The 13022-nt window shown below is 50.2% G+C and carries 8 protein-coding genes; all 8 read left to right on the top strand.

The window, feature by feature from the left end; all coding sequences use genetic code 11:
- The 8 genes from ACR0QV_RS00165 (at window position 1) to ACR0QV_RS00130 (ending at window position 13011) form a co-directional block, all read left to right on the top strand.
- Window positions 1-786 carry a hypothetical protein gene (locus ACR0QV_RS00165; protein ID WP_432634017.1) on the top strand — a complete coding sequence of 262 codons (786 nt, stop codon included), beginning with the start codon at window positions 1-3 and terminating at the stop codon, window positions 784-786.
- Window positions 771-1940: a murein hydrolase activator EnvC family protein gene (locus tag ACR0QV_RS00160; RefSeq protein ID WP_432634016.1), complete on the top strand. Its 1170-nt coding sequence runs from the start codon at window positions 771-773 to the stop codon at window positions 1938-1940. The genes ACR0QV_RS00165 and ACR0QV_RS00160 overlap by 16 nt, the downstream gene beginning before the upstream one ends.
- 16 nt (window positions 1941-1956) lie before the next feature.
- Window positions 1957-3342: a S41 family peptidase gene (locus ACR0QV_RS00155; RefSeq protein ID WP_432634015.1), complete on the top strand. Its 1386-nt coding sequence runs from the start codon at window positions 1957-1959 to the stop codon at window positions 3340-3342.
- Entirely contained in the window at window positions 3339-4358 is a 1020-nt protein-coding gene (gene tsaD, locus ACR0QV_RS00150) for a tRNA (adenosine(37)-N6)-threonylcarbamoyltransferase complex transferase subunit TsaD (protein ID WP_432634014.1), read from the top strand. The genes ACR0QV_RS00155 and tsaD overlap by 4 nt, the downstream gene beginning before the upstream one ends.
- A gap of 14 nt (window positions 4359-4372) precedes the next feature.
- Window positions 4373-5578, top strand: coding sequence for an extracellular solute-binding protein (locus ACR0QV_RS00145; protein ID WP_428054010.1), 1206 nt, complete (start codon window positions 4373-4375; stop codon window positions 5576-5578).
- A 4-nt stretch (window positions 5579-5582) separates the two neighbouring features.
- Window positions 5583-7124, top strand: coding sequence for a GGDEF domain-containing protein (locus tag ACR0QV_RS00140; RefSeq protein ID WP_432634013.1), 1542 nt, complete (start codon window positions 5583-5585; stop codon window positions 7122-7124).
- Between the two features lie 129 nt (window positions 7125-7253).
- Complete coding sequence (locus tag ACR0QV_RS00135) at window positions 7254-7541, top strand: GIY-YIG nuclease family protein (protein WP_432634012.1); 288 nt, start codon at window positions 7254-7256, stop codon at window positions 7539-7541.
- An 814-nt stretch (window positions 7542-8355) separates the two neighbouring features.
- A complete protein-coding gene (locus tag ACR0QV_RS00130) occupies window positions 8356-13011 on the top strand; it encodes a hypothetical protein (protein ID WP_432634011.1) in 4656 nt (1551 codons plus the stop codon).
- The last annotated feature ends 11 nt before the right edge of the window (window positions 13012-13022 follow it).

Here is a 13022-nt window from a genome sequence, read left to right as displayed (position 1 = left end):
ATGGAAGAATTTTTGGAAGAGCCCAAAACGGTTAAAGCCCCCAAGCACTTGTTCCACTTGCACCGCAGACTTTTTTTGCTGGTGTTTGCGGTGGCAGTTTTGTTGCAAACGGCGGTGTTTGTAAATATGCGGCTGGATACATATTACCGGGAGTTAAACCGCTCGTTTAAAATGATTTTAACCGTAAACGGCACGCCGGACAATGCAAAACTGGCGGAAACGGGCGAATCCTTAAACCAAAAAGAGGACATCGCCGAAGTTCGCCTGTTTTCCCCGCAGGACGCGCTGGAAGCCGTCCGCCACCAAAACCCGCAACTGGCCGATGCTATGCTTTTAATGGGCAAGAATAAAATGCCCGCGTATTACGAACTGCATTTAAATTACAAGGCCATTAACAATATCCGCCCGTTTGCGGATAATTTGTCGGCGGAATATCCGTTCTTAACGCCGCATTACAATTTACAGCACGCGCAACTGCTTTTTTATGTGGGGCTGTGCGCCAAACTGTTAAATTTGGCTGTTGTGTTTGCGCTTCTGTTGTTTTTGGCCTTTATGTTTTTGGTGGAGGCCTATCCGTCAGCCGGGCCGCGCGCGCACTTTTTTAGCGGGGCTGTTTCCGGCGTATTAGCCGGGCTGGCTTCCTGCCTGTTTTTTGCGGTGCTCGTGTATCCTACGGGCTTTTTGACTGAAGCCGTCAGCCAGTTTACCTCGCTTGGGCGGCAGTTGTTATTATTAGCCTTTTGCGGGCTTTTTGGGTGGACGTTATCTAAATGGCAAAAGTTTTAAGCGTTTTATTGGCTCTGTTGGTATTAGCCTCGCCGCTCTATTGCGACGAGGCCGCCAAACGTAAGCAAGAGTTGGAAAAACTAAAAAATGCGGCGGCTGAAAAAGAGCGGGAGTTGCAAAAATACCGCAAACAGGCGCAGCAGATTTCGCAGGAAATTTCCGCCTTGGAAAACCAAAAAGCACGCGCCGAACAGCGCAAAAATAAAGTAGAGTCCGACATTACCTATGTAGAGCAAAATTTGCTGTCTATTGAGGATAAACGCGCCGCATTGGAGCGCAGTATGCCGATGTGGCAGGGTGTGGTGCAAGAGGAATTAACCCAATATTATTTTACGCCCTCTTGCGCGGCTTGCCCGGGCGGGTACAGTTTGGAGCAGGAAATTTTTGTGGACCGTATGGTTACGCACAAGGCCGCCTTTGCCGCTGAACTCAAAAAAGAAAATAAAGAAGCCAAGGAACGCTTGCACTCGTTTGAGGAGCGCAACAAAAAATTAATGGCGCAGAGTTCCCAAATCAAGCAGGAACAGGCCGTCATTTCGCAATCGTTTAATAAAAAGAAAAAGGATTTGGACGTTACCCAGCGCAAGGCCGACGCTGTGCGCCAGGAAATTAATGAACTGAATAAATCGGCCGCGGAACTGAACAATTTGCTCGCCTCGTTTGAGCGCAAACGCAAGGCGGCGGACGCTAAAAAGGCCGCCGCTTCCAAGACCCCGGTCAAAAAATCCACCACAGGCCCGCGCATAGACGCACAGCGCCACTCGTTGCCGTGGCCGGTGGCGGGAACGGTTATCAGCAAATTCGGCAAGGAATACCGTGCCGATTTGAATACTTGGATTTTCCGCGACGGGATTAAAATTTCCGCCAAGGCGGGCGAGCCCGTCCGCACGGCGGCCGAGGGCAGCGTGATTTACGCCGGACCTTTCCGCTCGTATGGCAATGTGGTAATTGTGGACCATAACAAAGGGTTCTTTACCATTTATGGATTTTTGAAGGAAATCAGCGCCTCGGTGGGGGATAAACTACCGGTGCAGGGCGTAATCGGCACGGCGGGGCAGGACACGCAGTCCTCCTCCGGCACGGGCAAGAGTGCGGTATATTTTGAAATCCGCCAAGGCACTACCGCGGTGGACCCGCAGGAGTGGCTGAAATAACTATTTAGAGGATGATATGAAATCAAAAAAATTAAGTCGTTACGCCGTGTTGGCGGCGGTATTGTTTTTTATGGGGACGCTGTTTCCGTACGCGTATGCGGCGGCGGATAACAGTTTAAAACAGTTGCGCACCTTGGTAGATGTGTTGGAATACGTCAAGGAAAACTATGTAGAGGTTACCGATACGGATAAACTTGTTTCCGGCGCCATCAAGGGCGTAGTGGGGGAACTGGACGATTTTTCGCAATATTTGGACCCCAAGGATTATAAGGAACTCAAAAACGACACCCGCGGCGACTTTGGCGGTTTGGGTATCCGCTTGCAGGCGCTGGACGGTTTTATCACGGTAATGACGCCTATGCCGGGCACGCCCGCCTTTAAGGCCGGGGTAATGCCGGGCGACCGCATTGTGGCGGTGGACGATAAGGACGTAAAAAATATGCCCTTGGATGAAGCCGTGGAATTAATGCGCGGCCCCGTGGGCAGTAAAGTAAAAATTACCATTAGCCGCAAGGATGATAAAGGCGAATATAAGAATTTGCCGGACTTTAAATTTAAGCGCGAAAAAATCGTGCCCGAGGTGGTCTATTCCCGTATGCTCCCGGGCAAAGTCGGGTATGTGTATTTGGTGGACTTTTCGGGCCACAGCACCGAAGCCATTAAAAAAGCGTTAAAGGATTTGCAAAAACAAGGGATGACCTCGTTGGTGTTGGATTTGCGCTTTAACCCCGGCGGTTTATTAACGGGCGCGGTGGATATCGCCAAACTCTTTTTGGCGCCGGATGAAATGATTGTCTATACCCAAGGGCGCAAACCCGAGTATTACCAAGAATTTAAAACCTCTGCGCAGCCGGATTACCCGGATATCCCGATGGCGTTGCTTGTCAACCAAGGCTCCGCCAGCGCGAGTGAAATCGTTTCGGGCGCCCTGCAAGACAACGGACGCGCGTTTATCGTGGGCCAGCGGACGTTTGGCAAAGCCAGCGTACAGCAGGTGATGCCGCTTTCCGGCGGGGCGGGCTTGCGCCTGACGATTGCGCATTATTACACGCCGTCCGGCCGCTTAATCCAGCGCGACTACCGCGATAAATCCAAGGCTGACGAGGGCGGTATTGTGCCGGATGTGGAAGTTATCTTCCCGGCGGACAAGGAAGCCAAGGTGTTTATGCAGTATAATAATATTGTGCATACGCCCGGCCAAAAAACACCCGATATGAAATTTACCGTCGCGGACCCGGTGCTGGATAAAGCCGTGGAAATTATGACGGGTAAAGTAAGCCTGGAAGACGCCAAAGCCGCTTCCAAAAAGGCGGCCGAAGAGCGCAAAGCCCAAAAGGCGGACAAAAAAAACACCGCTAAAACGGATGATAAAAAAGCCGAAAAAAAGGAAGCCTCTAAATGAAGAAAGATTTTACGATTTTAGGTATTGAATCCACTTGCGACGAAACCTCCGCCGCCCTTTTAAAAGGGGGCAAAGAGATTTTGTCTAACGTTATTTATTCCCAAATTGACGAACATAAAAAATACCACGGAGTCGTGCCGGAGTTAGCCAGCCGCGCCCACGCCGCCAAAATTGCCACCGTCATTGGCGAGGCTTTAAAGGACCAGCCGATTGATTACGTTGCCTTTGCCAGCGGTCCCGGTCTGCCCGGCGGCTTAATGGTGGGGCGTGTGGCGGCGGAAACGCTTGCAAAATTCAAAAAAGTGCCTATAATAGGAGTAAACCACTTGGAAGGGCATATTTTTGCGTGCGATTTTGAAGGCAACGAAGCCAAAAACAAATTGCAATTTCCGTTGGTGGCGTTAGTGGTGTCCGGCGGGCACACGGAACTGTGGTACGTTAAAAACTACGGCGATTATAAAGTATTGGGTAAAACGCGCGACGACGCCGCGGGCGAAGCCTTTGATAAGGTAGCCAAGTTGTTGGGCCTTGCCTATCCGGGCGGGCCGCAGGTGTCCAAGCAGGCGCTTTTGGGCAAGCGGGACGCTATCCATTTTCCGCGCCCGCTGTTGCCGGGAACGTGGGAATTTTCGTTCAGCGGTATCAAAACCGCGGTCAGTTATTACCTGCGCGACCATAAAGATTTTTCTATTCCCGATGTCTGCGCCAGTTTTGAAGAAGCAATGGTGGAAACCTTGGTAACCAAAACCCTGTTGGCCGCCAAAAAATATAAGGTAAAACACATTGCCGTAGGCGGCGGGGTGGCGGCGAACTCGCTCCTGCGCGAAAAAATGCAGGAAGCAGCCCGGAAAGCGGGCATAGAGGTCCACTTTGTGGAGCGCAAGTTGTCCTCGGACAACGCCGCTATGATTGCCTTGGCCGCTTATAAAAAATTGGAACACGCCGAAAAGACCGGCAAGCCGGTTAAAAAGAATATAGACATTAACCCCAATATGAAGGTACGCAGTTGGGATTAATGTAAGGAGTCCAAATGATTTTGTGGGTGATGCCCGATGCGGGCGATAAAAGCAAAGACGTTTACGCTTCGTTTATTTCTCTTTTTAAAAAGGAAAACCCGTCCATAGACGTTACCATACGCGTTTTTACGCGCAATGTGCTTTGGCGGCGTATGTTTACCATAAAGCACCCCACCCACGAGGAAGAAGTGCCGGATTTGATTCAAATTCCGCACTACTGGACCGCCCTGTTGGTGCGCGAGGGCGTGGCGGAAAATTTGTCAGAACTGGACCCCGGGCTATCCTTAGCCAACTGCTTGGTTCCGCTTAAAGCGCATTGTTACCAGCCGGGCACCAAGGATATTTATTCTTATCCGTGGTGGTTTGATTTAAGCGCGCTGCACTACCGGGCCGACCATTTAAAATTGGTAACTTCCAAGCCTGAACAGGACTTGGCCACTTGGGACGGGCTTTTGCACACCTGCGAAGCACTGCGCGAACAATTTAAAGATGTTCCGGGCTATTACCCAATGCAAAACAGCGATTGGCGCGGCTCGCTTTCTATGCGCAATGCCTTGCCGTGCGTATGGGGGCGCGGGTCGGACCTCTTATCAGCCGACCGTGGCACAACCCTAGTAGGCACGAAGGCGTTTAAAGAGGGTATCCGCGATTACATCAATTTGGCCCTTAAAAACTATATGCCCATTTTGCGCGAGCGCGGCTCGCTGGGGACGGTTGTTTCCGGCAAGGCCAGTATGATGATTTCCCGCAAACAGGGCGTAAGCACCTTTAACGCGCGGCGCGGTATCCGCGTGCGCACGCTCCCGGTACCGACGACGGGCGATATGTATTTTTCCTATCTGTCCGGGATGAACCTGTTTATCAATACCCAGTCGCAAGAAAAAAAGAACGCCTTAAAATTTATTAAATTCTGCGCCCGCCCGGATATCCAACTGCATTACGCTTCTATGATTGACGCCTTCCCGGCGTTTGAAGACGCCTTTGAGCAGTTTATTTTCTCCTCCACCCAGCGGCTCAGCACATACAGCAATATTTTGTCCTCTGCGCGTACCTTGCCCAATATCACCATTACGGGCACGATTATGGAAATTTTAAAGCGCGTGCTGGCCGTGTGCGCCACGCAGATTGTAGAGGGCCGTTTCAGCCAAGCCTCCTTGGATAGGGACTTGGACTTAACCGCCAAAGAAATAGAATATTTGTTGTCCATTTACGAGGCCTAGCGTTATGTTTGATAAAAAATCTTATACGCTCTATAAATTTCACAAACAGTTGAACCAGTCGTTCCAAAACAAGCGGGAACTGTTGGAGTGCGCCTTGCCCGCCTTGCGTAACTTGTTTAAGTTGGACCGCGTGTACTTTTTTGATTGGCAGCAGGAGCGCGCGCTGTTATCCCTGCGTATGATGTGCAAGAAAGAATACTGTATGGATATGCAGGAGGATATTTCCGTTTTAAACGAGCCTGTATTCTTAAAGCAACTGTTGCAAAACGGCGAGGCCGAAACGACTGATTTAAGTTATCCCGCCATTTATGTATTGGTAAAATGGCAGCGCCCGAGTGTGGAATTAAAGGCTGGGGAAGTCCACAGTTTTATGCAGGAAAAGGTGGGCGTACTGCGCTTGGAGCGTTTCCGCAAGAACCGCGGTTTTACACCCGAGGAAAAGGAATTAATCAAGGCCTTGGGACAGGAAATTTCCCACAATTTGCGCAATACGGAAATTGACCAGGCCAAAAACCAGCGTTTAAATGTTTCCACCGCGCTGAACGATTTATCTACTATTTTTGCCTCGTCTTTGCGTTTAAATGACGGTCTGGAACTTATTTTAAAGGGTGTACAAAAATACTTCCGCTTTGACCGCGTCCGCCTGTATTTGACTGACGGCGAGGGCAATAAAATTAAGTCCGTGTTGGGGGTGGATATTTCCGGCCAGGTAACCCACCAGGACGGCGCTTCCTTGCCGCCCGCCGAGCAAAATTTGCTTAAAGAGGTGTTTGATTCCTCCGCCACCTACCGCTCCACCCGCAGCGTGATTTATATCCCGCTTAAAGTCCAGCGCACGAAAGTCGGCTTTTTGGCGTTTGACAATATTTTGTCCCGCCGCAAGGTGGGGTATTTGGATTTTATTTCCTTACAGCAGTTTGCTACGCAAATGGCGCTGACGATTGACAACGCCCGCCTGTTTGAACGCGTGCAGGAACTTTCTAATTACGACGAACTGACCAAACTGCCGGTACGTCGCTATTTCAACGAAAAATTTGCGGAAGAGATTTACCGCTCCAAACGCTTTGATTTAACGATGTGCCTGATTATTATGGATATTGACTGGTTCAAGCAGATTAACGACGGCTACGGCCACCAAATCGGCGATTGGGCGTTAAAAGAGGTCAGTCGCGTGATTCGCACCAGCCTGCGCCAAACGGACGTGCCTTGCCGCTTCGGCGGGGACGAAATGGTGGTTATGCTCCCGCGCACCAACAGCGAGGAAGCCAAAATTATCGCCAAACGTTTAAAAGAGCGCATTTGCGCCATTACCCTGCCGGACCGCTATACCGACGGAAAAGCCGTGCATTTGAGTATCAGCCAAGGCATTTCCTGCTTTCCGTTTGACGGGGAAACCTCGGAATCTCTTTTGGAAAAGGCCGACAAAGCCCTGTATGTGGTTAAGCAGAACGGGCGCGGCAGTTTTGCGGTGTACCGCGAAGTAGCCGACCAAGTGGCGCAAGCGGGTGAGGGCGCGGATAAGGCCCGCGGCTCCCAAATGCGGTAGAAAGGGGGCTTGTAAGGATTGCCCCGCAGGTTTTTTGGATTTGTCGTTATTACAAAGGAAAGTCATCCTGAACTTGTTTCAGGATCTACCTATTGTGTTGTTATAAATAAAGACTGTGTTACCAATTTTATGAACGCTTACATTTACATCCTTACCAATTCCACCCACAGCGTTTTGTATATTGGGGTAACGAACAATTTGGTGCGCCGGATATACGAACATAAAAATAGACTGTTGGAAGGTTTTACTTGTGATTATTCTGTAAATCGTTTGGTACATTATGAGCAATTTGATAATATTGTGGGTGCCATTACCCGCGAAAAGCAACTAAAAAATTGGCACCGGGCGTGGAAGGAAAATTTAATTGCAGGCTCCAATCCTACGTGGTGCGACTTGTATGACGAAATTATTTTATAATATGGGGAATTGCTCTTTTTAATGAACGACCCATAAGGTAGATTCTGAAACAAGTTCAGAATGACCCCTTATTTTAAATGGATGTTGTTTTGAATTATAAGGTCATCTTGGAAGGTTGTAGTCCAGGATCCGTTGTTATTACAAAAGGAAGTCATCCTGAATTGGCGGCCTGCAAGGTGCGGCCCGCTGGGCTCGGATAGCCGTTATTATACAAAAAGGAAAACAACAGATACTGGAACGCTCTACGTCGGCAAACCTTTCAGTATGCCCTTTGTTTATGATTCCTTTTACGTTGATTGTCATCCTGGAAAGTTGTAGTCCAGGATCCGTTGTTATAAAAAAGAAAAACATCGGATACGGGTACGCTCGGCGCCGGCAAACCTTTCGGTATGACTTTTATTGACAATTTCTTTTACGCTGTCATCCCCGAGTGTTCTAGTCGGGGATCTGTTGTTATCATAAAGGAAGTCATCCTGAATTGGCGGCCTGCAAGGTGCGGCCCGCAGGGTGTTCAGGATCTACCGATTGGGTTGTTGGTTGTGGCTGTTTGATGTTGTAATTTTAAAGGGCTTTTGCACCAAATTTGCCGTTAAGTAAATTAGGGTATGATATCATTTCCCTAATAAGACGGGGAAAAATGCAAAAAACAGTTGACATTTGCCCCAAAAGTTGCAAAAATTTAAGAGTATAGGTTCGGCGTCTGTTTATTTTTATAATCAGCCGCCGTTCCGCGCGCATTGTTTTAGGCGCGGAAAAGATTTGTAAAAATATAATTTTGAGACGGGAATTAAGTCCCCAAATGGATACATACACAATGAATAAAATCAAAAGTTTACTCCGGGTTTTATCGGGCCGGACGGTGCTTCGCGCCGTTTTGGCTTTGTTGTTAGTCGCGGCTTGCTCGCCGCTGTTTGCCCAACGCGCCGACGTAAGAAACGCGGGGGTGTATTATGAAAACGGGGCTAGTACAGATCAGCAACGGTATTGCGATTGGGGTAACTCTCTTAAAACAGAGCGCAGTTTTGTAACGACTCCTAACCCAGGGTCCAACGAAAATGAAAAAGACCCGTGGGTGAGTTCGGCTTTGATTGAGTACGACCAGCCCTACCCGTCTGCCGTAGCAAACAACGATTATCCTAACCATTGTTTAGCCTTGTGTATGCAGGTAGTCTGCACCAATAGACCTATGTCTCAGGCTACTTATTCTATTGCGTTTCCGTTGCAAAATGTAACTTTTGATATCGTAAAATACTATAACGGTAAAAACATTAAGGATGCGGAGGGTACTCCGGCTATCCGCTCTATTGATTTGTATCCGGATACCAACAGTACCAAATGCGGTTCTTATCACTGTATTGGTTCTAGTGGTGGCAACCCGTGTTCCAGCGCACAGTATTCTTGCACCGGGAATTTGGCTTGCAGTGCCAAATCCTCTACCGATGCCTCTTGTAAGTGGAATAGTGGTAGTGCCACTTGCACAAAGTTGGACACAAAAGCAACAACTAATGTTACTAAAGTTAATGTTACTAGTGCTAATGCAGAAAGCATTTGCGGTACCTATGGTGAAAACTGTATGGTATTTAATAACGATGGTGCCGAAGATGGAGACCCTATCACTTTCTGCGCCGCGTGGGACGGCTCGTACGAAATTGCGGGCGAATTTGGCAAGTCCAACGGGGACTTTGCCTTCCGCGCCACCGTGGCGACGGACTTCCCCGGCGATAACGTCGCCGTAGATAAAATTGAATTTAACTCCACGATTGCCTACCCCGGCGAAAACCAAATCCCGATACAGGTGGATGTAACCAACGTACATACTGTGCGCAGTACGCCTACCGTGGTGGGGGATATTACCGCCGTGCCGGCTCAGCCCTACACCTTTGCCTATCGTTTGAGCAAAGATGCAGATGTTCGTATCGCTATTTTGGATGCTTCCAATAGCGACGATACCAATTATGGTGCGACCAATACGGCAGATCCGATTGAAGGCAAAGCACAAATCGTCCGCACCTTGGTTGACTGGCAACCGCGCGTAGGCGAAGGTATAAAAGGGGTGGAGAGCGATAAGCAAATTGTAGAGTCCGACTCGTGGGACGGCCGCAACGATAGCGGTATGCTCCTGCCCGCGGGCAACTACATTGCCGCTATCCAAGCCAAAACGCAGGACGAATGGCCGGGGATTGATTTCTCCCGCGCTGTTACGCGCCAAGTTTCGTTGGACCCCTTGAAATTAACGGATATTACCGTTACGGGCCTGAATAAAAAATCCACCGCGTACGCTTCTATTAATTATGTGCCGACGGAAGCCTCCAAGGTGTATTGGAACATTTACACGCCCGGTACCACCTTTGCTGGCACCACCTCCGGCACGAATACGATTGATACCAACTCTTCCCAACCTACGGGTACGGCGCCGACGATTACAGCGGGTACTGGGGCGTTGGTGTACAGTTCCGCCGAGGACCGCACCAGCCGTATGAATTTTACCTCTAAATGGGACGGCCTGTGCGGGGTAGAAGCGGGTTGTACCCGCACCTATGCCAAGGGCGAAAAAATGTCCACCGGCACTACTTGTGCGGATGCTACCTGCACAGAAGAATTTGCTTATGGGGCCCCGATGCCGGACGGCAACTATGTTTATGTGCTGTGGGCGGAAATCCCGTACAACGGTTGCTATTACAACGCCTTGGGCGGTTCTGGTACGCCGAGTTTTACGGCGGGTGCCACTTGTACAGCAAGTGCGGCTAACAACCATAAACAATTTACAGGCGTAAAGACGCTTAGTTATTATACGGGGCAGGTGGCCATTGAACGCGGCTTTGTGGATATCACTATCCAGCCGGTCAGTTATTCCACCGTGGGTTCCAGCCCGACCGCTTACGGTTTGGACCCGTTCATCTTTAAATATTCTATCGTGCGCGAAGCCAATGTGGTAGCCAAAGTTACCAACTCGGCGGGTGTGGACGTGAAATACTTAACGCCCAAAACGGGTATCACGCAGGTTGCCCAGCAGATGAATACATTGTCTTGGGACGGTCGCGACGACCAGGGCCGTATGGTAACCCCCGGTACCTATATGTTTGTGGTGGAAAGCAAAGACGCTATGTTCCCCGCGGTAACCAACAAAGCCTCTGCCGTGTTCCCGGTGGATATGTACCGCTTGGTGGACGTTGCCACGACCGACGTGTATGGCGACAGCGACGCTAAGGCCACTATTTCCTATATGTTGTCCAAGGCGATGAACGTACAAATCAACATCTATAATAAAGATGTCGTCATCCCGGCTTACAACACCAAAGGTGGCGATTACAGCGACTTTGTGGTAAATGCCTCTTACTGGGCGACGGGTTACGCCGCCAACTTGGCGAGTGTAGATGTGTATGAATCGGGCAAAACTACTGCGTATGCTACCTTGACGAATCCTTCTGTGGGTACGAATACCACCCTCACGGGTACGGCTAACCCCTACACCCGCGATACGGTAACGGTGGTGGAAAACCCGAACTATGTGGCGGGCTCCACGGTTACGACGGAACTCCAATACTATGTAACCTTGAAGCGCGAAATCGGTACGCTCTCCACGGGTGTAAACTCTTGGCCGCCCCGTATTTGTAACAAAACGACGGATGCCGCCGTGTTTACGAATGGCTATGTGGACCCGGCCAAAGTGGCGGCGCAAGCTACGAAATGTATCTATGTAAATGATACCTCCTTTACCAACTACCCGGCCGATGCCCAAGATGCGGCCTCGGGCGTGGTGGATGTGCGCTTACAGCCGGTTAAAACCTTTGACCGCACCTCTACCAAGACGGGCGACGGGATTATGATTACCGAGGAGTGGGATGCTGTATCCTTCTACAATCCGACCTCTACCCAACAGCCTGGCGCTTGCAAAGGCGCTACGAATTTGAAGGACTGCCCGTATGAAACGGTGCCGGACGGACAATATCCGTTCTTTATCTCGGCCCGCTCCAACGAACCGTTTGACCGCTACTATGCGGAGGACGGCGAAACTTATACAGAAAACGGTGCGACTAAAAAATATATCGTTGGCGCTCCGTTCAAAACGGCGGCCGAAGTAAAACAGGAAGATTTCTGGTACGCTACGGATAAAGTATCCAGCAAAATCAACATTACCCGCGGCTCGGTGTATTTCTTGGATGGCTCCACAACGGTCTATCCCAATGCGCCGCAGTTGTTCAACGCCTCTACGGGCCCGGTGTTTATCCCGCCGTACGAAATTGATTTCTCCGTTTCCCGCGCGGCAACGGTAGAAGTAGCCATTGTGGCCTTGAAGCCCAATATGTGCTACGACACCACCGGCAAGTTGACCTCGCGCAACGCCGCCGCCGGAGCGGTATGCAAATACCTCTCCACGATGACGATTGCCAACACGGGCAACTTTGACCCCAACACCGTGCGCAAAGTGTATTGGGACGGTACGGATAATAACGGCATTTACGTCAAGCCGGGCATTTACGAAGTCCACTTGATTGCCAAAAACTACCCGGACCCGAACCTCTACCAAGAAACGGTTAAGGTCATCCGCTTGAACGCCGACCTGTTAAAAGTGTTTGACTTGTTGGAAGCGGACGGTTATGCGCTTAACCAGCGCGATACGGATATGAAGATTGGTTATCAGATTTCTGTGCCGATGAAGGTGGCTATCCAAATCTTCAAACCCGGTACCACGATTTACGATTACCAAAAGGGCACCTTGCGTAACCCCACTACGGGTACGGAAGTGAAAGATATCCACGAAGTGTTAGTAAGAGCCATTGTGGGTATCCGCCCCGCCACCACGCTGATTGAAGAAGTGTGGGACGGCCGCGACTACGCCCAGCAGGAAGTGCCGGATGGTACTTATCCATTCCGCTTCGTAACGGCGCTTAACACCGCCGATATTGACAGCGTAACTGGTGAAATTTTGGGCACGGACGATATCTCTGCCGATGCCACCAAGTGGAGCATTGAAAAAGTGGCCGATACTTACCAGTATCAAAACTTGCACAAAGCCACGGTGGCCATTGGCGACGGGCGCTTCGTCTGCGAAGACTGGGAAAAGACGGTCTTCTTCTACCCGAACCCGCTGCGCGTGGCTAACAAAGGTACGCTGGAAATTACCAAAATGCCGGTGCCTGGTACGGTATCTATTAAATACTTCAACCTGGCGGGCGACTTGGTGCGCGACAGCAACTATACCTGCGTGGATGCCAATAACTACCAGGTAACAATGGGCAGCAGTTTGCAGTTCAACCCGGATAACACTCCGGAAGGCTCTGTAAAACTGGATAGCACCGGTTTGGATGCGTTCCCCAACATCCGCAACGCGGCTCTGCGCTGCAAATGGGATAGAACCAACCAGCACGGTAAAAAGGTGGCCCGTGGCGTGTACTTCGGCCTCGTGGATTTCAGAGCCCAGAACGGACGCGAACACTGCCAAAAAGTTGTAAAGATTTTGGTTCCGTAACCTAACAGCCC

The sequence above is a fragment of the Candidatus Avelusimicrobium sp. genome (assembly GCF_050873505.1).
GTDB lineage: Bacteria > Elusimicrobiota > Elusimicrobia > Elusimicrobiales > Elusimicrobiaceae > Avelusimicrobium.
This window is presented reverse-complemented; position numbering and strand designations above follow the sequence as displayed.

Bases quoted from the DNA above. Each gene is read 5' to 3' on its own strand.
- ACR0QV_RS00165 (WP_432634017.1), top strand. From the start codon at position 1: ATGGAAGAATTTTTGGAAGAGCCCAAAACGGTTAAAGCCCCCAAGCAC.
- ACR0QV_RS00135 (WP_432634012.1), top strand. From the start codon at position 7,254: ATGAACGCTTACATTTACATCCTTACCAATTCCACCCACAGCGTTTTG.
- tsaD (WP_432634014.1), top strand. From the start codon at position 3,339: ATGAAGAAAGATTTTACGATTTTAGGTATTGAATCCACTTGCGACGAA.
- ACR0QV_RS00160 (WP_432634016.1), top strand. From the start codon at position 771: ATGGCAAAAGTTTTAAGCGTTTTATTGGCTCTGTTGGTATTAGCCTCG.
- ACR0QV_RS00130 (WP_432634011.1), top strand. From the start codon at position 8,356: ATGAATAAAATCAAAAGTTTACTCCGGGTTTTATCGGGCCGGACGGTG.
- ACR0QV_RS00140 (WP_432634013.1), top strand. From the start codon at position 5,583: ATGTTTGATAAAAAATCTTATACGCTCTATAAATTTCACAAACAGTTG.
- ACR0QV_RS00155 (WP_432634015.1), top strand. From the start codon at position 1,957: ATGAAATCAAAAAAATTAAGTCGTTACGCCGTGTTGGCGGCGGTATTG.
- ACR0QV_RS00145 (WP_428054010.1), top strand. From the start codon at position 4,373: ATGATTTTGTGGGTGATGCCCGATGCGGGCGATAAAAGCAAAGACGTT.